We start from the raw sequence: 26,214 nt of genomic DNA, 5'->3' as shown, positions 1-26,214 counted from the left end.
CTGACCCATGCGCTCGTATTTTTCCGACTTCCCCAAAACTGCGCTTCAGGCCTCCTACTGGCTGTTCGTCATCTACCTTCTCCTGCCCCTGGCGCTGATGATGGCAATCTCCTTCAAGGACGCCAATTTCGTCGCCTTCCCGATCGATAAATGGACGCTCAAGTGGTATGCGCAGGTGCTGCAGGACAAGCAGTTCCTCGAAGCTTGCCTCTATTCGATCTTCATCGCCCTGATGACGACGCTGTTTGCAACGATCGTCGGTGTGTGGATCGCACTGTTGATCACCACCGAAGGCATGATCGCCCGCTCGGTGATCTTCGCGCTCGCCTGTCTTCCGGCTGTCGTGCCGGGCCTGATCAACGCCATCTCGATGCGTATCTTCATCCGCGTGCTGGACATCCCGACCGGCACCGGCGCGATCATTCTTGGCCATACCGTCCACGCCGTGCCCTTCGTCGTCATCATGGTTTTGACCCGGCTGCGCTCGATGCCGAACAATCTCGTCGATGCGGCCCGTGATTTGGGTGCAGACAGTTTCGTCGCCTTCATGCGCGTCACGCTGCCTTATCTGGCACCGGCGCTCGCCGGCGGCATGGTCTTCTGCGTACTGACCAGTATCGACGACTTCGTCCGCACCTTCTTCCTGGGCGGTTACCAGACCACCCTTCCCATGCTGATCTTCGCCAAGGTGCAGGGCGGCATGTCACCCGAAATCAACGCCATGGCGACCCTCGTGCTGATCGTGACCGCAGCCGTCGGGCTTTATGCCGAACACCTCACCCGCCGTTCGAGGACCCGATAGTCATGCAGCCAGTTGTCCATTTCCGTAACGTCAACAAATATTACGGTTCCTCGCTCGCCGTCGACAATCTCGATCTCGCCATCGAGCCCGGCCAGTTCGTCACTCTTCTCGGCCCTTCCGGCTGCGGCAAGTCGACGACGCTGCGCATGCTCGGCGGCTTCGAAATGCCGACATCCGGTGAAATCTTCCTCGACGGCCAGGAAATCAGCCAGCTTCCGCCAAACAAGCGTAACGTCAACATCGTCTTCCAGGACTATGCGCTCTTTCCGCACTTGAACGTCCGCCGCAACGTCGCCTTCGGTCTTGAACTCAAAGGCATGGCGTCGGACGCGATCCACAAGCGCACGATGGAGCTTCTGTCGCTGGTCAAGCTCACCGATTTTGCCGAGCGCATGCCGGGCCAGCTTTCCGGCGGCCAGCGCCAGCGTGTCGCGCTGATGCGCGCGCTTGCACCCAATCCCAACGTGCTTCTGCTCGACGAGCCGCTTTCCGCGCTCGACGCGAAGCTGCGCCAGCAGATGCAGATCGAGCTGAAATCGATCCAGAAGACCACCGGCAAGACCTTCATCTTCGTCACCCATGACCAGGAAGAAGCGCTCACCATGTCGGATGTCGTCGTCGTCATGAATGCCGGCCGCATCGAGCAGATGGGCGATCCCCATACGCTTTATGCCAAACCACGCAGCCGCTTCGTCGCCAATTTCATCGGCGAGACGAATTTCATCGAGGGCAAGCTGAAAGCCGTCGATGGCGGGCTTGCCGCAATCGAATGGAACGGCAGCGTCGTCCATGCCAACCTCAACGGCCACAGCCCGACGATCGGCACCACGGTCGCTGCGGCATTGCGCCCGGAATCGATTTCCGTGCGATCCGACAAGCCGGCAAACACGATTGCCGTTTCGGGCCGCATCACCCAGCGCATCTTCAAGGGTGATCATACCTCGCTGACGGTCGATCTTCCGGGAGGCCAGTCTGTCGTCGCGCAGCTCGATCCGGTGGCGCTATCCGCCGTCACCGGCGATGACGTCTGGCTGACCTGGCGCGAAAGCGATGCCGTGGTGCTGGCCGACTGACGTCTCGCCGGCCTTTCCGGCGTCTTGACCGGCCGCCCGTCGCGGCCGGCAACATAGAATATTCGAACCGAACAGGACCTGACCCATGAGTCCCGAACCGATCCGCAGTTTCAACGATCCCAAGCTTTCAGATCTCAACGCCCGCGTTGCGCAGGACCTCGAATACCTGAACTACCCACCCGCCAACTGGTCGCCTGCTTCGGCCAAGGTTGATGGCAAGCCGGTCAGCGACGTGGTCATCATAGGTGGTGGCATGTGCGGCCTCGTCGGCTGGTTCGCGCTTTCCCGTGTCGGCATCCGCAATGTCAGGATCATCGACAAGGCACCGAAAGGTCGCGAAGGTCCGTGGAAAACCTTTGCCCGCATGGAAACCCTGCGCTCGCCGAAAACCCTGCTCGGACCGGCCGCCGGCATGGCGTCGCTCACCTTCCGCGCCTGGTACACGGCGCTTTTCGGCACGGCCAAGTGGGAGGAGCTTTACCGGATCCCCCGCCCGATGTGGATGGACTATCTCGACTGGTACCGCGACGTGCTCTCCATCCCGGTCGAAAACGGCATCAACGTCACCCGCATCGTCCCGCGCGAGGACGGGCTGCTGGAGCTTGAAATCGCCGGCGGCGCGGAAGAACCGATCCTTACCCGCAAGCTGGTCATGGCAACCGGCCGCGATGGCCTGGGTGCTGCCGAAATACCCGGTTTCGTCGAGGGCATGCAGCGCGGCAAGAGCTGGGCGCATTCCGCTGACGAGGTCGATTTCACCACCCTCAAGGGCAAGCGCGTCACCGTCATCGGCGTCGGAGCCTCCGCCGTCGACAATGCAGCGGAAGCGCTGGAAGCCGGTGCCGGAGAGGTTCGCCTTCTCGCCCGCCGCAAGAAGATGCCGACGGTCAACAAGCTGATGGGTATCGGCTCCTACGGCGTCACCGCCGGTTTTCCGAAGATCGATCCGAAATGGCGCTGGCGCCTGATGGATTATTCCACCAGGCAGCAGACCCCTGCCCCGCACGGTTCGACGCTCCGCGTCAGCCGTCACGCCAACGCCTTCTTCCACTTCGATTGCGGCATTGCCTCGATGAAGGAAGAAGGCGGCGAAGTGGTTATCGCCACTACCAACGGCCGCATTTTCCGCACTGATTTCGTCATCCTCGGCACCGGCTTTACCGTCGATCCGCTCGCCCGCAGCGAGCTTGAACCTTACAAGGATCAGATCGCCTGCTGGGAGGATCGGATCACGCCGCCGGAGAACGAAGCGAACCCGAGCCTTGGCCGTTTCCCCTGGCTGGAGGACGATTTCTCCTTCACCGAAAAGACGCCGGGCAATGCTCCATGGCTGAAAAACATCCACTGCTTCAACTACGGCGCGACGATGAGCCTCGGCAAGGTCAGCGGCGATATCCCGGCGATCAGCGAAGGCGCACAATGGCTTGCCCGCGGGGTTTCCGCCGGCCTGTTCATCGAGGATATCGACTACCACTGGGAAGCCCTGCTGGCTTATGAAAAGCCGGAACTCGACGGTTCCGAATGGGTCGATGCCGACGCCGATCTGCCCGAACAGAAGACAGCTTGAGGATTTTCATGCGCAAGACAGTCTATTATTACCACGCCCTCAGTTCGCCCTGGGCCTATCTCGGCTGGCCGCAGTTCAAGGCCCTGATCGAAAAGCACGATCTCGACGTCGTCGTTCGCCCGACCCGCATCGTCACGGAAAATGGCGGCGTGCCTTTGCGCTCGCGCCCCCAGCCGCGGCAGGATTATCACGCGGTCGAACTCGATCGCTGGCGCAAGCGGCTCAACATGCCGCTGGTGCTCAAGCCGAAACATTACCCGACTAACAATGAGTTTTCCGCCCGCATGGTGATCGCGGCCTGCAGGCTCGGCCTGCCGGCGCTCGATCTCAGCCACGCCCTGCTTCACGCCCTCTGGAGCGAGGAACTGGACGTGACATTGCCCGAAGTCCGTATCGACGTCGCCAACCGTCTTGGCCTCGATGGCGCCAAACTGCAGGCGATGGAAGATCAGCCGGAGATCATGCAGGCCTGGCTCGACAGCCATGAAGAGGCGGGCAGACGCGGCGTCTTCGGCACGCCGACCTGGATCTACAAGGACGTGCTCTATTGGGGTCAGGACCGGCTGGACTTTCTCGACGAAGCCCTGTCGCAAGATTGAGGAATAAAATCATATGACGACCGAAACGACTGTCGATGTGATCGACAAGGTGCTGGGCCTTGGCCCCTCCTCGCCGCTGCTTGCCCTGCGCGAACAGCGCGCCAAGCTGAAGCACCTCACCCAGACCAGCTATGTCGCGGCACTGCACCCAGCCGATCCGCGCAACTTTTCCTACGCGGAACGCGCCACCCTTGCCGCCCGCATGGCCGCTCTCTGGACCTCGCAGGAGCTTCTCACCCATTACCGCGACCTCGCCACGACGGAAGGTGCGAGCGGCGATGTGCTTTCCATCGCCGACCCCGCATGGAAGCCGGAGGACGAGGCAAGCCGCCTCGCCGTCATCCTGCGCCATGTCGATCTGGTTACGAAAAACCCGAAGGCGGCAACGCGTGAGAATATCGAAAAGCTCTATGCCGCTGGCCTCGACGATCGCGATATCGTCACGCTCGCCGGCATCATCGCTTTCGTCAATTACCAGGTTCTGGTCGTAGCCGGCCTGAAGATGCTGAGGGACAACTGACATGTCTGACGCGGTTCATGAATTCACCCTCGATGCACTCGAATGGCATCCTTACGTCCAGCCGGTCGATCTGCAGAAGGCGACGCCCGAACAGCTCGACGCGCTGAAGGTCACCCCGTCCAATACCAAGGTTTCCGCCTATGTGCTGGTTCTGGCGCAGGAGACCGAGATGCTCGCCGAGCGCTCGCCGCTCTTCAACGACATCATGTATAGCGATGGCGGTCTCTCACGTGGCGGACGCGAACTCGGCGCGCTTGCCGCCTCCTTCGTCAACCACTGCATCTATTGCGCCCAGGTTCACGCCAACCGCTTCATCCAGCTGGAAAAGCGGCCGGAAGTGGTCGACGAGATCTACACCAACGGCCTCGAGGCCGATCTTGGCGAATACGACCAGGCACTGTTCAATTTCGGCGTCGATCTGACCGCCCATCCGGATAATGTCGGGGTCTATCAGTTCTATCACTTGCGCGAGACCGGCCTGAGTGATCTTGAAATCCTCGACCTTATCCATTCCGTGGCGATCTTCGGCTGGGCCAACCGGCTGATGCATACGCTCGGAGAACCGCACCGGAAAGACTAAGTGGCCACCGCGACGACCGCAGACACCGCCCCCTCCTTCGAAGTCACCCATCGCGAAGTGTTGCGCATCGCGATCCCGATGATGATCGCCCATTTCTCGACCCCGCTCGTCAGCCTCGTGGCGACGGGCGTGATCGGGCAGTTGGGCGAGGAGGCGCTGATCGGCGGCGTGGCGCTCGCCGCTGTCATTTTCGACGTGCTGTTCGTCACGTTCAACTTCCTGCGCGGTGCGACGACCGGTTTCACCGCACAGGCATATGGTGCGGGAGATCGCCGCTTCGAACAGCGCATGCTGCTCGGCGGCCTGACCATTTCTCTGGTCGCAGGCCTGATCATCCTGCTTCTGCACGTCCCGATCGGCAATCTCGGGCTGACCGTGCTCGGAGCCGATGGCGCGGTGGCCGAGGCCGCAAAGATCTATTTCTCCTGGCGTGTCTGGTCGGCACCCTTCGTGCTGTTCAATTTCGTCGCCTTCGGCTGGATCATCGGCCGCGGTGATGCTCTCACCGCCATGCTGCTGCAGGGATTGCTCAATGGCCTCAATCTCGGCTTGAGCATCTGGTGGGTGCTTGGTCTTAATGGCGGCGTTGCAGGCCTTGCGATTGCCAGCCTCGTCTCGGAAATCGTTACAGCGCTTGCCGGTGCTGCCATCATCCTCTGTCGCACTGACAAGGCGAGCTGGAACTGGCCGGACCTGAAAAGCCTGCGCCGGCTCTTCTCGGTCAATGGCGACATGATGATCCGCTCGTTCGCGCTTTTGATCGGGCTTTCCTTCTTCACCCGCCAGAGCGGCGAACTCGGCATCGATATCCTCGCCGCCAACACGATCCTGCTCCGTTTCTATTTCTTCGGCGTCGCCTTCCTCGATGGCATCGCCACTGCCGCCGAACAGCTGGCCGGCCGCGCCGTCGGCGCGCGCAACCGGATCGCCTTCGACCGGATGATAAAACTCACCACACTCTGGGCGCTGGTCTTCGGTGCGCTCGTCGCCTTGTCCTTCATGGCCGGCGGCTGGTGGGTCATCGATCTCGCCTCCCCCAATGCCACGGTCGAACGTCTGGCTGAAGGGTTCCTGCCCTATGCGGCGATCATGCCGCTGGTTGGCGCCATCGCCTTCCAGATGGATGGGGTCTATATCGGCGCGACATGGTCGCGCGAGATGCGCAATCTCATGCTGCTCTCGCTCGCCACCTATTTTGCTGCCTGGGCCGTGCTGCAGCCGCTCTTCGGCAATCACGGCCTGTGGATCGCGCTTCTTCTGTTCCAGAGCGCCCGCAGCATCGCCTTTCGACTGATGCTGCCGAAACTGACGGCAAGAACGCTCGGCTGAAACCCGGACGTCAACAGCACCGGCCGATCAAGCCTTCCCGGCTGACGCTTGCCCTTCCGCATTGTCGTGATCCAGCACGCCCTGGATCATCTCGTCGGTCACGCGGATCTCGGCCCCGATGGGCGACATGGCCGTTGCCGGCGCGAATGGCGCAACCTGCGTCGCTTCCGGCCGTGCACCACGCCGCCAGATGAAGAAAACCACCATCAGGACGTTCAGCACCGCAAGCGACCAGAACAACCCCGCCGGGCCAAAGCTGCTCATCGCGGCGGAAATCGAGATCGGGCTTATCGCAGAGCCGAGCGAATTGACCAGAAGCATGCCCTGGATCATCGGCACCAGCGAATCCGCCGATGCGCGGTCAGCCGAAAAGCTGATGGCTACCGGATAGATCGCAAAAATGCCGCCACCGAGCAGGAAGAGGGTAATCATCAGCGTGGTCGCATCATGCGGCAACAATAGGATGACGGCGCAAAGCAGCAGGCAGGCGAATGCGAGCGTGATCAGCACCACGCGGCGGTCCTGCTTGTCCGACCAGCGCCCGACCGGATATTGCAGCGCCATCGCACCGAGAATGACGCAGGCCATCATCATTCCCACCTCATCCACCGGCATGCCGATGGTTTGCAGATAGAGCGGAAAAAGCGTGTAGACGGCAGCAATCGCGATACCGGAACCGAAACAGCCGATCACGCCGCTCGGCGACATGCTGAAAAGCTGCAACGGCTTGAGCGCTTCCACCTTATCCATCACCGGCATCTCGCGCGGCAGGATGACGATCGGAAGAACAGACAATGATGCCAGCATGGCAGCTGCGATGAACGGCGCGAATTCTCCCATGCCGCTGACCGTTCCAAGAAGCGCCTGGCCGAGCGCACCCGCACCGTAAAAGGCGATCATGTAGAGCGCGAGAAACCGGCCGCGCACCGTCTGGTCCGCAACCAGCAGCAGCCAGCTTTCAATGACGAGGAAAACGCCGACGGTCGTCCAGCCATAGATCAGCCGGACCAAAATCCAGAGCATCCAGTCGGCCGACAGAACCTGCATGAGAATGCTGGCAACGCCGAGCGAGGCAAAGCTTGCATAAGCGCGAATATGGCCGATCCGCACGATCAGCCGGTCATGGTACATCGCCCCGAGCGTCAGCCCGACAAAATAGGCGGAGGAAACGACGCCGATCATCGTCGGCGAGGCACCCGCCGCATCGAGCCGCAGGGTGGTAAGAGACGACAGAAAACTGTTTCCGACGCTCAGGATGAACAGGCCGAGAAGCGGCGCCATCACAGTCGCCAGGGTTTGCCTAGACATGAAGGTCTCGTTTTACGATGTTTTGAAAATGGCGATGCCTCATCCCGGCATGTCGCCTTGCCGCGGCGGTGCCAAAGACCGCAAGGATTATGCGGCGTGACCGACATTGTGTCGCCAACGCCTTGATGTCTGGCTTCTTACACGGATATCAACCCAGAATGCTTGAGGCAGGCAGCTCTCCTTGCCCGTCTCGAATGTTCAAAATTCGACACCTCTGTCGTCTGATTGCGACAATACTTCTTGCCTGAAAACGGCATCATCATGTCGCAAATTCAACAATCTGAAAATGCCTGGATTTGCGCTGCAATCAGTCGCCGAGAAGCTGGCGGTCGTCCCCGTCACGGTTGCGCACCAGTTCCTCCTTGATGGCGCGCAGCGATTTCAGCGCTCTGCTGCGATCGGCATAGGCGACCATGTTGGCGAGAATGTCGATCGCCGCCAGATAGGCGTAACGCGTCGAGGTCGGTCGAAAGATGTTCTTGCCCTCGGGCATCTCGATCGCGATCACCACGTCGGCCGCCTCTGCCACCGGCGAACCGCTCTGCGTCATCACGATCGTCGGGATCGCGCGCTCGCGCAGCAATTCCAGGCAGTGAACAAGCCCCATGTCGCGGCCGGTAAACGACGAACCGAAAACCACCGTGCCCGGCTGGGCAGCTGCCGAGATCATCAGGTTCATGCCGTGGTCGCTGGAGGCGTGGACCCGGCAGCTCAGGCGAAACAGCCGGTTATGCAGCTCGTTGACGATCATCGCCGAATTGCCGCTTGCGCCGAAAGCCTGGATGAATTCGGCGGCGCGCAGCATCTGTGCGGCCTTTTCGATCACGCGCAGATCCAGCTGGCGATGCACCTCGAAAAGCGCGTTCTGCGCCTTCGACACGATATCCTGCGCCACTTCCTCGGCAGTCGCCGTCGGCGCCTCGGGCGTCATGTAGCGCAGGCCGACATAGGCCAGCCTTGCAAGCTGCACCTTGAAATCGGAATAACCCTGGCAGCCCAACCGCCTGCAGAAGCGCGTCACGGTCGGCGGCGAGACGCCGGCCTTTTCCGCCACTTCGATGATCGATGCGTTGACAACGAAATCGACATTTTCGAGCGCGAACTGGGCGAGCTTCGCCTCAAGCCCGGAAAGCCGGCCATCCTGATCGGAAAGGGCATGAAACAGATCCATTCGGTCTTCCCTTCAGACTGGCTGCGCCAAGAAAAATGCATGGCGCGTGAAAATGAATTTCACAGTTCCGTTATTTGATAGCATAATACCGGCCAGCATCAACGAAACTCGGCCATCCTAAGAAAATAAAAGCAACCTTCCCTGCGCCGATGCCGCTTCAGGCACGGTCGCGTCATCCCGATGAGGTCTCTTCCATGAACTATCCCTGGCCCGAACCCGGCACGCCGCTCGATGAGGTTGCAACCCCGATGCCCGTCATCGACGAGACGCGGCTTGCCGCCAACATTGCCCGGGTTCAGGCCTATTGCGAAAGCCATGGCAAGGCGTTCCGCCCGCATATCAAGACCCACAAGATTGCAGCCGTCGCCCGCCAGCAGGTGGAAGCCGGAGCGGTCGGCCTCAACTGCCAGAAGGTCACCGAGGCGGAAGTGTTTGCAGATGCCGGTTTCGACGACATCCTGATCACCTACAACATTCTCGGTGCCGCAAAACTCGCTCGCCTCAAGGCGCTCAACGCCCGTGTCGCGAAGCTCGCCGTCGTTGCCGATAGCGAAACCACGGTCGCAGGTCTTGCCGCCACTTTCGACGCTTCCCGACCGCTGACCGTGCTGATCGAATGCGACACCGGCGCCAAGCGCTGCGGCGTGCAGTCGCCGGAAGCGGCCGTCGCGCTGGCGGCAAAGATCGCCGCTGCCCCCGGCCTCACCTTCGGCGGCATCATGACCTACCCGGCCACCGGCGGTGCCGAACAGGTCGAGGCCTTCATGGCAAAGACCATGACCCTGCTGGCCGACAAGGGTATCGACTGCCCGGTCCGCTCCAGCGGCGGTTCGCCGGACCTGTTCTTCGCCCATCTCGTGCCATCGGCCACCGAACACCGCGCCGGCACCTATGTCTATAACGACCGCAGCATGGTGCGCGTCGGCCATTGCACCAACGACGATCTGGCCATGCATATCCTTGCCACCGTCGTTTCCCGCCCCGCGCCTGATCGCGCCGTGCTGGATAGCGGCTCTAAGGCGCTGACGTCGGACCTGCTCGGTTTTTCGGATTACGGTTCGATTGCCGGTTATGAAGGCGCAAAGGTTGTTTCGCTTTCGGAAGAACATGCGGTGGTCGACATTTCCGCCTGCACGACACCCTTCCCGGAGATCGGCGAGCAGGTAAAGGTCGTGCCGAACCACACCTGCGTCGTCACCAATCTCTTCGACCGCATGGTCTTTCACAAGGATGGCGTGGTCACGCGGGTGGAAAATGTCGATGCCCGCGGAACCGTCTGGTAAGGCCTGGGTCTGAAAATTTTTCTCACATCGAACCGACGAGCAGCCCCCTCGCTGCTACGGATCGAGCAAGACGATGAAAATCGGGCGCCTATCGAGGGCGCCCTTTTTCATGGCTGATTTTCTCCCGGCCGCCAATGCCCGCTGCTCATGGCAATCGAAAGCATTGATTCAAAAATGGATTGTGGTTGCAGCGGAGTGTGAGGAAAAATCCGGCGCCTCCAGCCGACATGAAAATTTTCCACGAATTTCACGTTTAAGAAAATAAATTACACAAAATAGTGCCAAATCTGAAAATCCATTGACTTGGCTTTGATTTGGCGCATTATGAAGAAAATAAATTACACCGAAACGGTGAGCGGGCGAACTGAGGAAAATGGGAAACAGGATAATCCGAGAGCGCCGCAACTGTCCCTGAGCGACAGTCAGACAGGCGGCTCCGGCAGACTTCAACACAACATGGCAACGGCATTCGAGCCACGGCAGCGTCGGCTCCAAGGTCGAAGTGTATTCGGATAACAGAGACATGCGCATCTTCACCGCCTCGCTGGCGACAGAGACGAACACTTTTTCTCCCGTGCCGACGGATATGAACGCCTTCAAGGCGGCGTTTTATGCCGGGCCGGGCGAACATCCCGATACGCCGACCTTGTGTTCCTCCGTCGTGCCGATCCTGCGCCGCCGCGGCAGGGAAGAAGGTTTTACCGTCATCGAAGGCACGTCCTGCTGGGCGGAGCCTGCCGGCCTCATCCAGCGCCGGACCTATGAGACGCTGCGCGACCAGATTTTGGCCGAATTGAAAGCCGCCCTGCCGGTCGATGGCGTGGTTCTCGGCCTGCACGGCGCGATGGCAGCCCAGGGGTATGACGATCCTGAGGGTGATCTTCTCTCCCGCGTCCGCGAAATCGTCGGCCCGGAAGTGCTGATCGCCGCCGAATTCGATCCGCACAGCCATCTGACCGCCCTGCGCGTCGCCAACCTCAACATCATGGCCGCCTTCCTCGAATTCCCCCATACGGATTTCGAACAGCGCGGCGAACATGTCGTCGAACTGGCGCTCCAGGCGTTGCGTGGAAAGATCAAGCCGGTCATCTCCACCTTCGACTGCCGGATGATTACCATTTTCCCGACCAGCCGCGAACCGATGCGTTCCTTTGTCGACCGCATGCAGGCGATGGAAGGCAAGGATGGCATCCTGTCCGCCTCCGTCATCCACGGTTTCATGGCCGGCGACCTGCCCGACATGGGCACCCGCATCGTCGTCGTCACCGACAATGACAAACAAAAGGGCGACGCGCTGGCGGAAAAGCTCGGTCGCGAACTCTATAGCCTGCGCAAGACCACCGCGATGCCGATGTTCGATACCGAGGAAGGTCTCGACAAGGCTATCGCCATCCGCGCCGCGCATCCTGAAAAGCCGGTCACCATCGCCGATGTCTGGGACAATCCCGGCGGCGGCGTAGCCGGCGACGCGACATACATCCTGCGCCGGATGATGGAACGCGGCATGGACGATTTCGCCGTCGCCACGATCTGGGATCCGATCGCCGTTACCTTCTGCCATGCGGCCGGCGAAGGCGCCGAACTTTCTTTGCGCGTCGGCGGCAAGTCGAGCCCTGAAGGTGGTGATCCGCTGGATCTGCGCGTCACCGTGCAAAAGGTCTTCGATGCCGGCTGGCAGAGCTTTCGCAATTCGCGCGTCACGCTCGGCAGCGCTGCGGTCATTAGGCCCGTCGGCACCAATATCGATATCGTGCTGATCACCAGCCGGACCCAGACCTACGAGCCGGATATCTTTGCCAATCAGGGCATCGATTTCGCCTCGAAATCCTTCATGCTGATCAAGTCGACCAACCATTTCTACGCGGGCTTCCAGCCGGTCTCTTCCGAGATCGTCTATATCGCCGCGCCGACTTCCTATCCGACCAACCCGGCAACGACGCCCTATCGCAAGGCGAGCCTGAAACTCTGGCCGCGCGTCGCCGATCCGCTGGGACTGGATGCCTGAAATCCCGGCCGGACAGGAAAGCCAGCCGAAAACCTGAACGAACCGAACACGACAAGGGGATGACCATGAAAAAGAGTGCACTTGTTCTGATGACGCTGGCGGCCTTGGCCGGCACCAGCAGCCTTGCTATGGCGCAGGCCAGCGACGGCGTATTGACCGTTGCCACGATCGGCGAGCCGCCGACGCTCGACGTCATGCAGACCGCGACCGATATCGTGCTGACCATCGACCAGCACATTTTCGAAACGCTCTACACCTATGATGCCCAGTGGAAGTCCGTACCGCTGCTGGCCGCCGGCATGCCGACGATTTCCGAAGACGGCCTCACCTACCGCATTCCGCTGCGCGAAGGCGTGAAGTTCCACGACGGCAGCGATTTCGATGCCAAGGACGTCACCGCCTCGCTGAAGCGCTGGATGGCGGTCAACTCCAAGGGCAAGCAGGTCGCCGGTATCGTCGAAAGCCTGACGGAAGATGGCGATCACGCCGTCGTCTTCAAGCTAAAGTCGCGTTACGCGCCGCTGCTCGCCACGCTCTCGCAGGCCTCCGTCATCCTGCCGTCGGAAAAGGTTGCCGATACGCTGACCGAATTCGTCGGCACCGGCCCTTATGCCTTGAAGGAGCGCAAGCCCGACCAGTATACCCAGCTCGTCCGTTTCGACGGCTACAAGTCGCCTGAAGGTGAGCCGAGCAACTATGCCGGCAAGCGCGAGGCGATCGCCAAGGAAATCCGTTTCGTTCCGGTTCCCGATGCCAATACCCGCGTCGAAGGCCTGATTTCCGGCCAGTTCGACTATGCGGATTCGCTTCCGGTCAGCGCCTTCGAGCGTGTTGAAAAGAGCGGCAATGCCAAGCCCGTCATCTTCCGCGATGCCGGCTGGGCTTCGATGAACATGAACATGAAGGAAGGCGTGCTCGCCAAGAAGGAACTGCGTCAGGCGGTTCAGGCAGCGCTCAACCCGAATGACATGATGATGGCCGCCTTCTCCGACGAGCGCTTCTTCAGCGTCGATGCCTCGATCTTCCCGGAAGGCTCCTTCTGGCACACCGAGGAAGGTGTCGCCCGTTATGGCGATGGCAACCCGGAAGAAGCTGCCAAGCTCCTGAAGGCAGGCGGTTATGACGGCACCCCGATCCGCCTTCTGACCAGCCGCCAGTACGAATTCCACTACAAGATCGGCGAAGTCGCCAAGGCCTATCTCGAAGCCGCCGGCTTCAAGGTCGATCTGCAGGTGGTCGACTGGGCAACGCTGACCACCCGCCGCGCGGATAGCAAGGCATGGGACATCTTCATCACCCATTCCAACTTCCCGGGTGACCCGACGACGATCAACACGATCACCGACAGCTATCCGGGCTGGTACGTGTCCGAGCAGAAGGCCAAGGCGGTTGCGACCTACATGGACGCCACGACCGACGATGCCAAGAAGGCGGCATGGGACGGCATCCAGACGGTCATCTATGATGATGCACCGCTCTACAAGGTCGGCAACTTCAATGCCGTTTCCGGCGTTGCCAACGGTGTTTCCGGTTACGAGCCGACATACTGGCCGCATTTCTGGAACGTTGCCCCGAAGAAGTAAGTGCAAGCAATTCCGGCAAATCCGAGAACCGGTTTTGCCGGAACTGCCTAGAAACCAAGGACTAGACTATGGCAAGGATCGCACAGGCGCTGCTGAAACGGCTGGGAGGCATGGCAATCGTGCTCGCCCTTGTCGTGACGGTGGTCTTCATCATCGTCCGCGTCACGCCCGGCGATCCTGCCGCTGTCATGCTGGGGTCGGATGCGACCCCGGCAGACATCGCGCAATTGCGCGAGAAAATGGGGCTCGATGCGCCGCTCCTTCTGCAATATGGCCAGTTCGTTCTGGGCATTTTGCAGGGCGATCTCGGCCAGTCGATCTTCCTCAACCAGCCGGTCACGACGGCGCTTGCCGCCCGTGCCGAGCCGACCTTCTTCCTTACCCTGTTCTCGATCCTGATCGCGGTCGCGATCGCGCTTCCGGTCGGCATCCTGTCGGCGGTCAAGCGCGGCACGATCTTCGACCAGATCGTCGTGACGCTCACCATGGTCGCCGCCAGCGTCCCGAGTTTTTGGCTCGGCCTGATCCTGATCCAGGTGTTTGCCGTCGGCCAGGGCTGGTTCCCGGCTTCCGGTTACGGGGGGCCCGAAACGCCGTTCCTCGAGCGCCTGCACCATCTCGTGCTGCCGGCCGTGGCGCTGGGCGTCGTCAACTCGGCGCTGATCACCCGCTTCACCCGCGCCGCCATGCTCGATGTTCTGGGCGATGATTACGTCCGCACCGCCCGCGCCAAGGGCGCCGGTGAGGGCCGCGTCATTCTCAAGCATGCATTGAAGAACGCGATGATCCCGATCATCACCGTTATCGGCCTCTCCATCGCCATGCTGGTCGCCGGTGCCGTCGTCACCGAAACCGTCTTCGGCTTGCCCGGCGTCGGCAATCTCGTCGTCTCGGCGGTGTTGCGCCGTGACTATCCGGTCATTCAGGGCGCGCTGCTCGTCGTTGCCGCCATCTATGTCCTCATCAACTTCATTGTCGACATGCTTTACATTCTCGTTGATCCGCGGGTGCGCCTATGACCACGATGGCCTCCGTCTCCATGCCCTTCGCGTCCGGCTTGCGCCGCCTGTTCGGCAATCGCGCCATGCTTTTCGGTGCCATCATTTTAGGCATCGTCATTCTGGCCGCGATCCTCGCCCCCTGGATCGCGCCCTATGCGCCGAACAAGCTGTCGATCATCAACAAGCTGAAGCCGCCGTCGATGACGAACTTCTTCGGCACCGACGAATTCGGCCGCGATATCTTCTCCCGCGCCATTTTTGCCGGCCGCATCTCGCTGCTGGTCAGCCTCGGCGTCGTCGTCATCTCCACCGTGCTCGGTGTCATCCTTGGCGTTGCTGCAGGCTTTTTCCGCCGCCTCGACGCGCCGATCTCGCGCCTGCTCGATGCGATGATGTCCTTCCCGGACATCCTGCTCGCCATCGCGCTGGTCGCTGCTCTCGGCCCGTCGCTGACGACGGTCATCCTGGCGCTCGGCATCACCTATGCACCGCGTCTCGCCCGTATCGTCCGCGGCTCGACGCTGGTCCTGCGCGAACTGCCCTATATCGAAGCGGCCGTCGCCATGGGCTTGCCGACCTGGCAAATCCTTGCCCGCCACGTGCTGCTCAACCTCGCCTCCCCCATTCTCGTGCAGGCAACCTTCGTTTTCGCCTCGGCGATGCTGGCCGAAGCAAGCCTCTCCTTCCTCGGCGTCGGCGTTTCCACTGACATGCCGACTTGGGGCACGATGCTGGCATCCGGGCGCGAATACATGAACAACGCTCCGTGGCTGATGGTATTTCCGGGCCTCGCCATCGTCTTCTCGGTTCTCTCCCTGCAATTGCTGGGCGACGGCCTGCGCGATCTCGTCGATCCGCGTCTCGCCAAGGAAAGCTGATCATGACCGACACTACCAAAAAAACGCCGGTGCTCTCGGTCGAGAACCTGACGACCTCGTTCAAGACGCCGGAAGGCTGGAAAGCCGTCATCCGCAATATCAGCCTGCATGTCGATGCCGGTGAAACCGTCGCCATCGTCGGTGAGAGCGGCTCCGGCAAGAGCGTCACGGCACTTTCGACCATGCGGCTTCTGCCCGCCGGCCGCTCGCGCACCGAAGGCCGCATCCTGCTCGACGGCACGGATCTCCTGAAGGCCAGCGAAGCCGAGATGCGGAAAGTCCGCGGCGGCTCGATCGGCATGATCTTCCAGGAGCCGATGACCTCGCTCAACCCGGTCTTCACCATCGGTAACCAGATCGCCGAAGCGCTCGTGCTGCATCGCGGCCTGTCGTGGAGCCAGGCCGAAGTCGAAACTGTGCGGCTGATGGAACGGGTTCGCATCCCCGCCGCCAAGGCACGCCTTCACGAATATCCGCACAAATTCTCCGGCGGCATGCGCCAGCGCGTGATGATCGCCATGGCGCTTGCCTGTCGTCCGAAACTGCTGATCGCCGACGAACCGACCACCGCGCTCGACGTCACCATCCAGGCCGAAATCCTCCACCTGCTGCGTGAATTGCAGCGGGAGGAAAACATGGGCGTGCTGTTCATCACCCATGACATGGGCGTCGTTGCCGAAATCGCCGACCGCACCGTGGTTATGTTCCGCGGCGACATGGTCGAGACCGGCAAGACCGACGAAATTTTTGCGGCCCCGACCGCAACCTATACCAAGTCCCTGCTTGCCTCGATCCCGCGCCTCGGCACGATGGGTTCAGCCGTCGCCCCGAAGCGTTTTCCGGAAGTCGATGCTTCGACCGGCACCGCCACCGATGGCCGCGAAATGAACCCGGTCGCCTCGACCGTCGCTCCGATCCTCAAGGTCGACAATCTCGCCGTCCGTTTCGACCTGCCGAACGGCCGCGTCCACGCTGTCGAAGACGTCTCCTTCGACCTTCGCCCCGGCGAAACGCTGTCGCTGGTGGGTGAATCCGGCTGCGGCAAGTCCACGACCGGCCGCGCCATCATCCGCCTGCTAAATCCGTCCGCCGGTTCGATCGTCATCGACGGTCAGGACGTGACCAAGGCCGGCACGCGCGAGCTTCGCACCATGCGTCGCACCTCGCAGATGATTTTTCAGGATCCGTTTGCCTCGCTCAACCCGCGCATCACCGTCGGCTCCGCGATTGCCGAACCTATCCTCGCCCATGGCCTGATGGGCCGAAAGGATGCCAAGGCCCGCGTCGCCGAACTCTTGGAACAGGTCGGCCTTTCCGCCGCCATGGCCGATCGCCATCCGCACGAGTTCTCCGGCGGCCAGCGCCAGCGTATCTCGATCGCCCGCGCGCTGGCGCTTAACCCGAAATTCATCGTTGCCGACGAAGCCGTCTCGGCGCTCGACGTGTCGGTCAAGGCGCAGGTCTCCAACCTGCTGCTCGACCTGCAGGAAAAGCGCGGCCTCGCTTATCTCTTCATCAGCCATGACATGGCGGTGGTCGAACGGATGAGCCACCGCGTCGCGGTGATGTTTTTGGGCGAGATCGTCGAGATCGGCCCGCGCGCCGCGATCTTCGACAATCCGCAGCATGCCTATACGCAGCGCCTGATCTCGGCCGTGCCGATCCCCGATCCGTCGCGCCGCGGCCAGACACCGCCGCCCCTGACGGAAGAGATCAAGAGCCCCGTGCGGCCCTTCGACTACGTCGCCCCGAAACGCAGCTACCGCGAAGTTTCGCCGGGCCATTTCGTGCAGGACGTGGCATAAGCCGCCCTGCACTCCCCTACTGGAATAGAAAGACGAATTCATGAGCAGCAAGAAACTCATCCGCTACGATGTCGCCGACGCCCAGGCCGGCGGCCAGCGCCGTCCCTTCGCCAAGGCCGTCCGCGCCGGTGATTTCGTCTATGTTTCGGGCCAGGTTCCGACCGTCGACGGCGAAGTCATCGTCGGCAATATCGTCGCCCAGACCGAACAGGTGATCGAGAACATCAAGTCGGTTCTGGCGCTGGCCGATTGCACGCTCGAACATGTCGTCAAGGTCAATGTCTGGCTCGACGACGCCCGCGATTTCTCCAGCTTCAACGCCGTTTTCCAGAAACACTTCATCGATCACCCGCCGGCACGCTCCACCGTCGAATCCCCGATGATGGTCGACGTCAAGGTCGAGATGGACGTGATTGCGTATAAGCCGCTGGATTGATTGGAAATACCGGCGGAGGGCATTCCGCTTCGGAAGTCCGCCGGTATTCTCTGGTAAAAACCACCCTCACTGCCGTCATCCTCGGGCTTGACCCGAGGATCCATACGCAAGCACCGTTCCGCGTGCTCTTTTTGGGAAAAAGCAATCAAGCGGGTACAATCATTACCCGCTCGTGCCTGGATCCTCGGGTCAAGCCCGAGGATGACAACCGAGGGAGAAGCGTTCTCCCTGCGTGACCTTACAACGCCGCCCGCTTGTCGTGCTTTGCCACGCGCGCCAAGAGGTAATCCACCTCGGCCCTTGCCGTTGCCGTCAGCATCTGGCCCGGCTTGCGCTGGGCATCCGACGTAATCACGCCGCGGCGCTTCAGGATGTGCTTGCGCACTGCAAGCCCGACGCCGAGCTGCTGCTCGTAGCGGATCAGCGGCAGATGCGCATCGAACAGGTCATGCGCCTCGTCGCGTTTTCCCGCTTCAAACAACGACACCAGTTCGCTCAACATGTCGGGGAAACCGTAACCGGTCATCGCGCCGTCTGCGCCGCGTTCCGGTTCGAAATCGAGGAACATGCCGCCATTGCCGCAGAGGATGGAGAACTCGCGCAATTCTCCCGACTTCTGCATGGCACGAAGCTTGGAGATCTTTTCCAAACCCGGCCAGTCCTCATGCTTCAGCATCAGGCAGGACGGATGGTTGGTGATGATCTTGGCGACCACGCTGGTGGCGATCACCGTGTTGAGCGTCAGCGGATAATCCTGCAGCACCCACGGCACGTCTTCGCCGACCGCTTCCACGGCACCGGCGAAATAGTTGATCGTCTGCTCGTCGGTCTTGGCGCCCTGTCCCGGCGCGATCATTACGCCGGCGGCACCCATGTCCATCGAGCTGCGAGCAAGCGACCGCATCGCGGCAAAGCCCGGCGCCGAAACACCGACGATGACCGGAATTTTCGCGCGTTCGACGACGCGCTTGATGATCGCCCGGCTTTCATCCGCTTCCAGCTTGGGCGCCTCGCCCATGATACCGAGAATGGTGATGCCGGTGCAGCCGCTTTCTTCGTAAAAGTCCGTCAGGCGATCGACCGAATTGAAGTCGATCGCGCCGTCGTCATGAAACGGCGTGGCGGCGATCGCGTAGACGCCCTTGGACTGCGTGCTGAATGTCATGTCTTTCTCCCATATGCCCGCTGGAACCGCAGGTCTTGATCCCAATTTCTAATCAGATGTTGGCGAGAAGGCCACCGTCGATGCGGATCACCGAGCCGGTGATGTAGGATGCACGCGGGCTCGCCAGGAAGGTGACGGCGTCGCCATATTCCTGCGGATCGCCATAACGCCCGACCGGAATGGAGCCGGTGCTTTCCTTGGTCACATCCGCCACTGGACGATCCTCGCGCTTGGCCTTCTGCTCGTCGAGAAACACGATGCGGCCCGTGGCGATGCGGCCAGGCAGCACGACATTGGCGGTAATCCCGTCGCGGCCCACTTCCCGCGCCAGCGTCTTCGACCAGCCGACCAGCGCCAGCCGGAGGCTGTTGGAAATGCCGAGATTGGCAATCGGCGCAACCACACCCGAAGAGGTCGAGGTGATGATGCGGCCGAAACCGCGCTCGCGCATCGACGGCAGGATTGCGTCGGTTACCGCGATCACCGAACGCACCATACTGTCGAAATATTTCGACCAGATTTCCGGCGCCTGACCTGCAGCCGGCGTCGGCGGCGGGCCGCCTGTATTGTTGACCAGCACATCCACCGGCCCGAAGGTCGAAGCGATCAGCGCCAGACGCTCTCCGATCACCGAAAGATCGCCGATATCCCACTGCAGCGCGAAAGCCTTGTGCCCTTGAGCCTCGATCGCCTGTGCCGTCTTTTCTGCTGCTGCCAGATCGATATCGGCAACCACGACATTGGCCTTTTCCGCCGCCAGCGACCGTGCGATCGCACCGCCGAGACCACCGCCCGCGCCGAACACCAGCGCCGTCTTTCCACTCAGTTGAAGATCCATGAATGCCTGCTCTTTTATGTCGTGATTGTCAGTGCCGCGCTCAGCAGCAGTAGAGTTCCACCGGAAGGTCGCTGAACACTTCAGGCGCGCCATCGGTGATCGCAAAGGTCTGGCCGACACCGGCAACCAGCCCCGTCGTCGCGTCGGGGATCATGATATGGACGAAGAACACCATGCCAGGTGTCATGATCAGCGGATTGCCGGAATAGATCATCGGCGGCACATCCATCCAGGTCGGCTTGAAGGTGCAGCCCAGCGCATAACCGCAGGCCGCATAACGCGCCTTGGCAAAACCCGCATCGTCCAGCACGCGGCGATGGATATCGTCGAGCGTGCCGAGTGCCACCCCTGCCCTTGCCGCATCCTTGATCCCGTCGAGCGCTTCCTTCGCCACTTTCAGCATGTCGAACTGACGCGGGTCCGGCTTGCCGGTCACCAGCGTATGCTCGACCACGACATGATAACGGCAATGCGAGCCGGCGAGTTCGACCAGGATCTGGTCCTGTTCCTCGATCAGGCGCGGTCCGCCGATGCCGCGGCCGTAAAGCGCGCGCGGCCCCGAATTGACGAGCGGCCCGCCGGACGGGATATCACCGCCACCGGACAGCATGGACGTGAGTGCCGCACCCGAAAGCACGGTATCGGGAATGCCCGGCTTCGTCGCATCGATCGCCGCGCGCACGGCCGCATCCGCAAGCTTGCCCGCCATGCGCACATGTTCCAGCTCGGCCGCAGATTTCACCAGTCGTCCGGTGCGGATGATGTCGGATGCATCCTCGGTGACGCAAAATCCATCGAGCGCCGTATCGACCATCCGGGCGTTGGCACCGGTCAGGCCATAGGTCGCATATTCGACGCCGACCTTTTTGCCGGCAAGCCCCTTCTCGGCCATGATGGCGCGCAGGTCTTCTGCCGGGTTCGCATCCTCGGCATTCAGCCAGACCCGCACATCGTCATAAAGCGAAGCGACATTCGCCTGTCGCAGATCCGGCGTGCGGGTCAGAAGCACGGTGTCGCTGCCATCGTCGGCAAGCACCAGACCCGCCTGGAAAAACACGTAACCGGCCGTGTCGTAACTCGTCAGCCAGTAGTGGCTTTCCTGCGAAAACACGATCAGCGCATCGAGACCACGCTCCCGCATCCGTCGACGTGTCGCCGCAAGCCGCGTTTCGAACTCCGGCTGGGCGAACTTCAAAAGAACCTGACGGCCACCGCGCGTCGAGCCGGAAAATTCCTGGGGGACATACATGCTCATGCGATTTCAAAAGCCTCCACGGGCGTATGAACCGGCACCGCATCGAGCAGCGCCTTGGTATAGGGATCGCGGTCTTGCGATCGCGCATCCGGCCTGTCGAAGAAATCGACCAGCTTGCCGTGATGCATGACGGCGATGCGATGCGCCAGCTGCCGGATCAGGTTGAGGTCGTGGGTGATGAACACACAGGCAGCGCCGGTATCCTTCTGCAGCTTGACCAGCAGTTCGGCCACTGCGGCCTGAACCGACACGTCGAGCGCCGCCGTCACCTCGTCGCAGATCACCAGTTCCGGTTCGGCCGCAAAGGCGCGGGCAATCGCCACGCGCTGCTTTTCGCCGCCGGAAAGCTGGTGCGGATAACGATCGGCATATTCCGCCGGCAGGCGCACCATTTCCAGCAGCTCGGCGATCCGCGCCTTGATCTTTTCACGCGGGACAACACCGTACAGCTTCAGCGGCCGGGCGATGATCCGGCCGATTTTCTGGCGCGGGTTGAGCGAGGCATCCGGATGCTGGAAGACGATCTGTACCCGGCGTCGATAGGCCCGATCGATCGCCTTGCGGCTGCCGATCGTTTTTCCCTCGATTTCGAGATTGCCCTGAAAATCCTGCAGGCCGACAAGAACCTTGGCGATGGTCGATTTGCCCGATCCGCTTTCGCCGACAACACCCAGCAGCTCGCCCTTGCGGACCTCGAAATTGACATCCTTCGCGCCCCAGAAACCGACCTTTTCGGCATCTTCCGGCCAGAACATCTTCTGGATCTTCGATGGTGCACCGTAATGCACGCCGATCCCGTCGAGTTTTATCAACGTTTTCGGATCGGTCGGTGCATCGACGCCGATCCAGCGATCTGGGTTCGGCACCGCGCCGATCAACTGTTTCGTATAGGGAGCGGAAGGTTTGGCGAACACCTCGCCGACAAGCCCGCGCTCGACGATGACGCCCTTGTGCAGAACCGAGACCTCGTCCACCACGCGGGAAACCAGCCCGAGATCGTGCGAGATATAAAGCGCTGAAACATTCGTCTCGTCGCGCAGCTGGTTGAACAGGTCGAGGATCTGCCGTGCGGTCAGAATATCGAGCGCCGTGGTCGGCTCGTCGAAAATGATCAGTTCCGGCTCGCAGGCAAAGGCGGTGGCGATGACCACACGCTGTTTTTCGCCACCCGACGCCTCATGCGGAAACCGCTGCAGCATTTCCTTCGGCCTGGTGATGCCGGTGCGGGCAAGTGCCACTTCTGCCTCCGCCCAGGCTTGGGCTTTGGTCAGGCCGCGATGGCGCATCAAGACTTCGGCGATCTGTTCGCCCAGGCGAATGGTCGGGTTGAGCGAGGTCGACGGATCCTGAAACACCATCGACATGCGCCTGCCGCGGATATCGGCCATCTGGAAAGGCGTTTGGTCCAGCAGCTCCTCGCCGGCCAGCCGAATGGCGCCGCCGGTTTCCACCGCGTTCGGCGGCAGGTAACGCATCACCGACCACGCCATCGACGATTTTCCCGAGCCGCTCTCGCCGACAAGGCCGACCGTCTTGCCCTTGGGGATCGTCAGGTCGATATTTTTCAGCGCCGAAATCAGCCCGTTGGCGGTCTTGTAGGAAAGCGAATAGTCGATGATCGAAAGCGCCGGCTTTTCGGCAGTGGCAATCACGTCTTGGCTCATGGTCTGCAAGGTCATCCGTGGCTCCTCTTGGGGTCGAGGGCGTCACGCAACGCGTCGCCGAAAAGGTTGAAACCGAGCGCCGCAATGGCGATCGAAATGCCGGGGATCGCCACGCACCAGGGATTGCGGAACATGAACTGGCGGGCTTCCGCCACCATCAGCCCCCATTCCGTGCTCGGCGGCTGGGCGCCGAGACCGAGGAAACCGAGCGTCGCGCCGATCATGATGGCGAAGGAAACGCGGATCGTCGCTTCGACCACGATCGGGCTCAAGGCATTCGGCAGCACTTCGCAGGTAACGATATAGACGCCGGATTCACCGCGGGCGACGGCGGCCCGCACATAGTCGCGGGTACGGACGGAGAGAACCGCACTGCGGGCAATACGCGCCATGCCCGGCGCAAACGCGATCGAGACGGCCAGCATCGCATGTTCCATGCCGCCGCCGAGAATGGTGACGATCAAAAGCGTGAACAGCAGGTCCGGCACGGCCAGAAGTCCGTCGAGAATACGCATGATCGTACTGTCGACCCAGCCGCCCGATACCCCGGCGACAACGCCGATGATCGAGCCGATACCGACGCCGAGCAGGGTTGCCCCGACACCGAAGGCAACGGTCGAGGGCGCACCGGTCAAGATGCGGGACAAGAGGTCGCGGCCGAACTGGTCAGTGCCGAAAAGATGCGTCAGCGACGGCCCCTGCAGGCGGTTCAGCGGATCGAAGGCCTGCGGGTCATAGGGCGCGATCATCGGACCGAAGATCGCGGCGAAAAGCACGATCGAAAGCAGGGCCGTGCCCATGATGGCGGTGGGGGATGAGAAGAAATTACGCATAACGTACCCTCGGGTCGAGCAGGGCAATGACGATGTCCGACAGAAGGTTGGACAGGGCATAGACGGCTGCGAGAAGCAGGGTCACGGCCTGAATGACGGGCAGGTCGCGGTTTTCAAGCGCATAGATCAGCAGGCGGCCGAGACCCGGCCAGGCGAAGATTTCCTCCACCACGATGATGCCGCCGAGCAGATAGCCGATATCGAGCGAGATGACGGCAATCGCCGGCGCCAGCGAATTCGGCAGCGCATGACGGCGGATCACACGCCGTTCGGTCAGGCCCTTCAGCCGTGCTGCGCGGATATAGTCGGACGACAACACTTCCGACATTTCCGAGCGCACCTGCCGGGAAATATGCGCCATCAGCACGAGGCCGAGTGTCGCCGCCGGCAGCACGACATGTGCGCCGAAACCACCAAGATCCTCCCAGGGCGCAACGAAACCGCCGGCGGGAAAAAGCCCGTGCTGCGGTGCTGCGAAGAAGACGAGCAGCAGCGTCGCGGTGACGAATTCCGGCAGCGCCGTGCCGAGATAACTGAACAGGCCTAGACCAAGATCCATGCCCGTGCCGCGCTTCAACGCAGCCAGAGCGCCGAGCGGGATGGCGGTAATGGTAACGGCAACCAGCGCCGTCGCCCCGAGCATTGCGGAGTTGACAAAAGCCTCGCCGACGACCTGGGTCACCGGCAAGGAGAGGCGCAACGAGGTGCCGAAGTCGCCGTGAAGAATACCGGCGACCCAGCTCAGGTATTGAGCGTACCAGGGCTGATCCAGATGCAGCTGCTTTTCGAGCGCGGCGACCGCATCCGGGGTGGCATATTCCCCCAGGATCATGATCGCCGCATTGCCCGGCAGCATCGTCGTGATGGCGAACACGGCGAAGGTTACGATCGCCAGCACCAGAAAAACGGCCAGCAAGCGGCGGATGAAATAGCCCCAGCTCATGCGATCAGGCCTTATTCAGCCAGACGTTTTCGGCGTAGTAGTAACGGGAGAGAGGCGCAATCGTCCAATCCTCCGCACCCTTGCCGCTGGCGGTCAGGATGTCTTCGAAGATCGGCACGATATAAGGCGTCTCGTCCAGCTGCAGCTGCTGCGCTTTCGCATAGAGCTCCTTGCGCTTGGCCGGATCGACCGTGGCGCGGGCGTCCGCAATCAGCTTGTCGAAATCCTTGTTCTTCCAGGCGGTGTCTTCGTAGGAAGCGTTGGAGGTCAGGAGCAGGTTGAAGGTTGCGTCCTCGGTGGCCTGCATGCCCCAATAACCCATGTAGAACTGACCCTTCATCCACACATTGGCGAGATAGGTGTCGTGCGGCATGGTTTCGACTTCGATGTCGAAGCCGGCCGGCAGCGCCATCTGCTTCAGCGCGATTGCAACTTGCGCGCGGATCGCCGGGCGGTTGGAGGCTACGAGCTTGATCTTGATGCCGTCAGGGTAACCTGCCTCGGCGAGCAGCTTCTTAGCGCCTTCCGGATCGTAGGCGATTTCCGGCGTCTCGATCGCGTAAGGGAATTCCGGCGAAACGAGATTGTCATAGGCTGGGCGGCCGAGGCCTTCGAGCACGATATCGACCAGCGTCGAACGGTCGACCGACATGGCAAGCGCCTTGCGCACGCGCACGTCGTCGAACGGCTTCTGGTCCTGGCGCATGGTGATGTTGACGAAACGGCCCGACGGAATGCGCTGCGCCGTGATGCCGGTCGCATCGGCGATGCGCTGGAAATCGGCCTGCTGCACGACCAGCATGACATCGACTGCGCCCGACAGGAAGTTTGCGCTTTCCGCGGCCAGATCCGGGAAGAGCATCATGTCGATGCCGTCGAGGTAAGGCTTGCCCTTGATGAAATAGTTCTCGTTCTTGACGAGGCGCACCATGCGGGCGCTGTCATAGGTTTCGAGCTTGAACGGGCCGGTGCCGTTCGCGGTCGTGTCGAGCTTTTCCCGCGGGCCGGAAAGAGCGGCCTTGGAGACGATACGGGCATTGGCATGCGCTGTCGAGATCGGCAGGTCGGCGAAAGGCGTCTTCAGCGTGAACTTGACGGTTACCGGATCGACGGCCTCGATCTTGTCGATCATGTTGAGGACGGAACGGGCAGCGGCCGGAATGTCGGGGTTGAGGATCGCCTGAAAGGTGGCGACAACGTCGTCCGCCGTGCACGGCGTGCCGTCGTGGAAGACGATGCCCTGGCGCAGATAGAAGGTGAAGGTCTTCGCATCTTCGCTGCCTTCCCAACGCTCGGCGAGATCCGCCATCGGCTTGTTGTCGGGACCCATGCGGGTCAGGCCCGAATAGAGCATGTCGACGACCGGATATTCGGCGGGGCCGGAGCAGTTCAGCACGTTCAGCGTCGCGATACGCGTCGAGTGGCTGATCTTCAGCGTGCCGCCTTGCTTGGGCGTGCCGGCTGCCAGCGCATCGGTCATGTCGAGAGCCGGCAGAAGCGCCGTTGCAGCGAGGCCCATCACCATGCCGCGGCGGGTAATCATGAAAGTTGTCATCGTTTTCCCTCTGAATTCGTT

24 protein-coding genes are annotated in these 26,214 nt (G+C 61.5%); 14 read left to right on the top strand and 10 right to left on the bottom strand.

The window, feature by feature from the left end; all coding sequences use genetic code 11:
* Window positions 1-7 precede the first annotated feature (7 nt).
* The 7 genes from HNQ72_RS18050 (at window position 8) to HNQ72_RS18020 (ending at window position 6,470) form a co-directional block, all read left to right on the top strand.
* The gene (locus HNQ72_RS18050; RefSeq protein ID WP_183993893.1) at window positions 8-802 is read left to right on the top strand and encodes an ABC transporter permease; all 795 of its coding nucleotides are present in this window, start codon (window positions 8-10) and stop codon (window positions 800-802) included.
* 2 nt (window positions 803-804) lie between these two features.
* Entirely contained in the window at window positions 805-1,875 is a 1,071-nt protein-coding gene (locus tag HNQ72_RS18045; RefSeq protein ID WP_183993891.1) for an ABC transporter ATP-binding protein, read from the top strand.
* Window positions 1,876-1,960: 85 nt separating this feature from the next.
* Complete coding sequence (locus HNQ72_RS18040; RefSeq protein ID WP_183993889.1) at window positions 1,961-3,442, top strand: NAD(P)-binding domain-containing protein; 1,482 nt, start codon at window positions 1,961-1,963, stop codon at window positions 3,440-3,442.
* 8 nt (window positions 3,443-3,450) lie between these two features.
* The gene (locus tag HNQ72_RS18035) at window positions 3,451-4,041 is read left to right on the top strand and encodes a 2-hydroxychromene-2-carboxylate isomerase (protein ID WP_183993887.1); all 591 of its coding nucleotides are present in this window, start codon (window positions 3,451-3,453) and stop codon (window positions 4,039-4,041) included.
* Between the two features lie 13 nt (window positions 4,042-4,054).
* Window positions 4,055-4,561, top strand: a complete 507-nt coding sequence (locus HNQ72_RS18030) for a CMD domain protein (RefSeq protein ID WP_183993885.1) — start codon at window positions 4,055-4,057, stop codon at window positions 4,559-4,561.
* 1 nt (window position 4,562) lies between these two features.
* On the top strand, window positions 4,563-5,141 hold the full coding sequence (locus tag HNQ72_RS18025; protein WP_183993883.1) for a peroxidase-related enzyme: 579 nt from the start codon (window positions 4,563-4,565) through the stop codon (window positions 5,139-5,141).
* Window positions 5,142-6,470 carry an MATE family efflux transporter gene (locus HNQ72_RS18020; protein ID WP_244654590.1) on the top strand — a complete coding sequence of 443 codons (1,329 nt, stop codon included), beginning with the start codon at window positions 5,142-5,144 and terminating at the stop codon, window positions 6,468-6,470.
* Window positions 6,471-6,497: 27 nt separating this feature from the next.
* Here HNQ72_RS18020 and HNQ72_RS18015 read toward each other — a convergent pair whose 3' ends face one another.
* Together HNQ72_RS18015 and HNQ72_RS18010 are read right to left on the bottom strand one after the other, a co-directional pair.
* Window positions 6,498-7,778, bottom strand: a complete 1,281-nt coding sequence (locus HNQ72_RS18015) for an MFS transporter (RefSeq protein ID WP_183993881.1) — start codon at window positions 7,776-7,778, stop codon at window positions 6,498-6,500.
* A 307-nt stretch (window positions 7,779-8,085) separates the two neighbouring features.
* Entirely contained in the window at window positions 8,086-8,949 is an 864-nt protein-coding gene (locus tag HNQ72_RS18010) for a MurR/RpiR family transcriptional regulator (RefSeq protein WP_183993879.1), read from the bottom strand.
* Between the two features lie 194 nt (window positions 8,950-9,143).
* Between HNQ72_RS18010 and HNQ72_RS18005 the strand changes: the two genes are divergently transcribed.
* A complete protein-coding gene (locus HNQ72_RS18005) occupies window positions 9,144-10,232 on the top strand; it encodes a D-TA family PLP-dependent enzyme (protein ID WP_183993877.1) in 1,089 nt (362 codons plus the stop codon).
* A gap of 168 nt (window positions 10,233-10,400) precedes the next feature.
* On the opposite strand, the gene HNQ72_RS18000 is transcribed toward HNQ72_RS18005, so the two are convergent.
* On the bottom strand, window positions 10,401-10,763 hold the full coding sequence (locus HNQ72_RS18000) for a hypothetical protein (RefSeq protein WP_183993875.1): 363 nt from the start codon (window positions 10,761-10,763) through the stop codon (window positions 10,401-10,403).
* Between HNQ72_RS18000 and HNQ72_RS17995 the strand changes: the two genes are divergently transcribed.
* From HNQ72_RS17995 to HNQ72_RS17970, 6 genes are all read left to right on the top strand, one after another.
* Window positions 10,756-12,237, top strand: a complete 1,482-nt coding sequence (locus HNQ72_RS17995) for a M81 family metallopeptidase (protein WP_183993873.1) — start codon at window positions 10,756-10,758, stop codon at window positions 12,235-12,237. The two genes, HNQ72_RS18000 and HNQ72_RS17995, sit on opposite strands and share 8 nt — an antisense overlap.
* A gap of 65 nt (window positions 12,238-12,302) precedes the next feature.
* Window positions 12,303-13,820: an ABC transporter substrate-binding protein gene (locus HNQ72_RS17990; RefSeq protein WP_183993871.1), complete on the top strand. Its 1,518-nt coding sequence runs from the start codon at window positions 12,303-12,305 to the stop codon at window positions 13,818-13,820.
* A gap of 77 nt (window positions 13,821-13,897) precedes the next feature.
* Window positions 13,898-14,839: an ABC transporter permease gene (locus HNQ72_RS17985; protein ID WP_183994419.1), complete on the top strand. Its 942-nt coding sequence runs from the start codon at window positions 13,898-13,900 to the stop codon at window positions 14,837-14,839.
* Entirely contained in the window at window positions 14,836-15,699 is an 864-nt protein-coding gene (locus HNQ72_RS17980; RefSeq protein ID WP_183993869.1) for an ABC transporter permease, read from the top strand. Before HNQ72_RS17985 ends, HNQ72_RS17980 begins: the two co-directional genes overlap by 4 nt.
* A gap of 2 nt (window positions 15,700-15,701) precedes the next feature.
* Entirely contained in the window at window positions 15,702-17,504 is a 1,803-nt protein-coding gene (locus HNQ72_RS17975) for an ABC transporter ATP-binding protein (RefSeq protein WP_183993867.1), read from the top strand.
* Window positions 17,505-17,544: 40 nt separating this feature from the next.
* Complete coding sequence (locus HNQ72_RS17970) at window positions 17,545-17,940, top strand: RidA family protein (RefSeq protein ID WP_112508375.1); 396 nt, start codon at window positions 17,545-17,547, stop codon at window positions 17,938-17,940.
* A gap of 238 nt (window positions 17,941-18,178) precedes the next feature.
* On the opposite strand, the gene HNQ72_RS17965 is transcribed toward HNQ72_RS17970, so the two are convergent.
* From HNQ72_RS17965 to HNQ72_RS17935, 7 genes are read right to left on the bottom strand one after another with little or no spacing between them, the layout of a single operon-like run.
* The gene (locus HNQ72_RS17965) at window positions 18,179-19,105 is read right to left on the bottom strand and encodes a dihydrodipicolinate synthase family protein (RefSeq protein ID WP_183993865.1); all 927 of its coding nucleotides are present in this window, start codon (window positions 19,103-19,105) and stop codon (window positions 18,179-18,181) included.
* A 52-nt stretch (window positions 19,106-19,157) separates the two neighbouring features.
* On the bottom strand, window positions 19,158-19,943 hold the full coding sequence (locus HNQ72_RS17960) for an SDR family oxidoreductase (RefSeq protein WP_183993863.1): 786 nt from the start codon (window positions 19,941-19,943) through the stop codon (window positions 19,158-19,160).
* A gap of 40 nt (window positions 19,944-19,983) precedes the next feature.
* Window positions 19,984-21,198: a M24 family metallopeptidase gene (locus HNQ72_RS17955; RefSeq protein WP_183993861.1), complete on the bottom strand. Its 1,215-nt coding sequence runs from the start codon at window positions 21,196-21,198 to the stop codon at window positions 19,984-19,986.
* Window positions 21,195-22,877, bottom strand: a complete 1,683-nt coding sequence (locus HNQ72_RS17950; RefSeq protein ID WP_244654591.1) for a dipeptide ABC transporter ATP-binding protein — start codon at window positions 22,875-22,877, stop codon at window positions 21,195-21,197. Before HNQ72_RS17950 ends, HNQ72_RS17955 begins: the two co-directional genes overlap by 4 nt.
* Entirely contained in the window at window positions 22,874-23,695 is an 822-nt protein-coding gene (locus HNQ72_RS17945) for an ABC transporter permease (protein WP_183993859.1), read from the bottom strand. Before HNQ72_RS17945 ends, HNQ72_RS17950 begins: the two co-directional genes overlap by 4 nt.
* Window positions 23,688-24,638 carry an ABC transporter permease gene (locus HNQ72_RS17940; RefSeq protein ID WP_183993857.1) on the bottom strand — a complete coding sequence of 317 codons (951 nt, stop codon included), beginning with the start codon at window positions 24,636-24,638 and terminating at the stop codon, window positions 23,688-23,690. Before HNQ72_RS17940 ends, HNQ72_RS17945 begins: the two co-directional genes overlap by 8 nt.
* 4 nt (window positions 24,639-24,642) lie before the next feature.
* Entirely contained in the window at window positions 24,643-26,193 is a 1,551-nt protein-coding gene (locus tag HNQ72_RS17935) for an ABC transporter substrate-binding protein (protein ID WP_183993855.1), read from the bottom strand.
* Window positions 26,194-26,214 lie beyond the last annotated feature (21 nt).

This window comes from Aliirhizobium wenxiniae (assembly GCF_014201355.1).
GTDB lineage: Bacteria > Pseudomonadota > Alphaproteobacteria > Rhizobiales > Rhizobiaceae > Neorhizobium > Neorhizobium wenxiniae.
This window is presented reverse-complemented; position numbering and strand designations above follow the sequence as displayed.

Excerpts from the sequence above, each read along its gene's own strand:
- HNQ72_RS18050 (WP_183993893.1), top strand. The coding sequence starts at position 8 with ATGCGCTCGTATTTTTCCGACTTCCCCAAAACTGCGCTTCAGGCCTCC.
- HNQ72_RS18045 (WP_183993891.1), top strand. The coding sequence starts at position 805 with ATGCAGCCAGTTGTCCATTTCCGTAACGTCAACAAATATTACGGTTCC.
- HNQ72_RS18040 (WP_183993889.1), top strand. The coding sequence starts at position 1,961 with ATGAGTCCCGAACCGATCCGCAGTTTCAACGATCCCAAGCTTTCAGAT.
- HNQ72_RS18035 (WP_183993887.1), top strand. The coding sequence starts at position 3,451 with ATGCGCAAGACAGTCTATTATTACCACGCCCTCAGTTCGCCCTGGGCC.
- HNQ72_RS18030 (WP_183993885.1), top strand. The coding sequence starts at position 4,055 with ATGACGACCGAAACGACTGTCGATGTGATCGACAAGGTGCTGGGCCTT.
- HNQ72_RS18025 (WP_183993883.1), top strand. The coding sequence starts at position 4,563 with ATGTCTGACGCGGTTCATGAATTCACCCTCGATGCACTCGAATGGCAT.
- HNQ72_RS18015 (WP_183993881.1), bottom strand. The coding sequence starts at position 7,778 with ATGTCTAGGCAAACCCTGGCGACTGTGATGGCGCCGCTTCTCGGCCTG.
- HNQ72_RS18010 (WP_183993879.1), bottom strand. The coding sequence starts at position 8,949 with ATGGATCTGTTTCATGCCCTTTCCGATCAGGATGGCCGGCTTTCCGGG.
- HNQ72_RS18005 (WP_183993877.1), top strand. The coding sequence starts at position 9,144 with ATGAACTATCCCTGGCCCGAACCCGGCACGCCGCTCGATGAGGTTGCA.
- HNQ72_RS17995 (WP_183993873.1), top strand. The coding sequence starts at position 10,756 with ATGCGCATCTTCACCGCCTCGCTGGCGACAGAGACGAACACTTTTTCT.
- HNQ72_RS18000 (WP_183993875.1), bottom strand. The coding sequence starts at position 10,763 with ATGCGCATGTCTCTGTTATCCGAATACACTTCGACCTTGGAGCCGACG.
- HNQ72_RS17990 (WP_183993871.1), top strand. The coding sequence starts at position 12,303 with ATGAAAAAGAGTGCACTTGTTCTGATGACGCTGGCGGCCTTGGCCGGC.
- HNQ72_RS17980 (WP_183993869.1), top strand. The coding sequence starts at position 14,836 with ATGACCACGATGGCCTCCGTCTCCATGCCCTTCGCGTCCGGCTTGCGC.
- HNQ72_RS17975 (WP_183993867.1), top strand. The coding sequence starts at position 15,702 with ATGACCGACACTACCAAAAAAACGCCGGTGCTCTCGGTCGAGAACCTG.
- HNQ72_RS17970 (WP_112508375.1), top strand. The coding sequence starts at position 17,545 with ATGAGCAGCAAGAAACTCATCCGCTACGATGTCGCCGACGCCCAGGCC.
- HNQ72_RS17965 (WP_183993865.1), bottom strand. The coding sequence starts at position 19,105 with ATGACATTCAGCACGCAGTCCAAGGGCGTCTACGCGATCGCCGCCACG.
- HNQ72_RS17960 (WP_183993863.1), bottom strand. The coding sequence starts at position 19,943 with ATGGATCTTCAACTGAGTGGAAAGACGGCGCTGGTGTTCGGCGCGGGC.
- HNQ72_RS17955 (WP_183993861.1), bottom strand. The coding sequence starts at position 21,198 with ATGAGCATGTATGTCCCCCAGGAATTTTCCGGCTCGACGCGCGGTGGC.
- HNQ72_RS17950 (WP_244654591.1), bottom strand. The coding sequence starts at position 22,877 with ATGACCTTGCAGACCATGAGCCAAGACGTGATTGCCACTGCCGAAAAG.
- HNQ72_RS17945 (WP_183993859.1), bottom strand. The coding sequence starts at position 23,695 with ATGCGTAATTTCTTCTCATCCCCCACCGCCATCATGGGCACGGCCCTG.
- HNQ72_RS17940 (WP_183993857.1), bottom strand. The coding sequence starts at position 24,638 with ATGAGCTGGGGCTATTTCATCCGCCGCTTGCTGGCCGTTTTTCTGGTG.
- HNQ72_RS17935 (WP_183993855.1), bottom strand. The coding sequence starts at position 26,193 with ATGACAACTTTCATGATTACCCGCCGCGGCATGGTGATGGGCCTCGCT.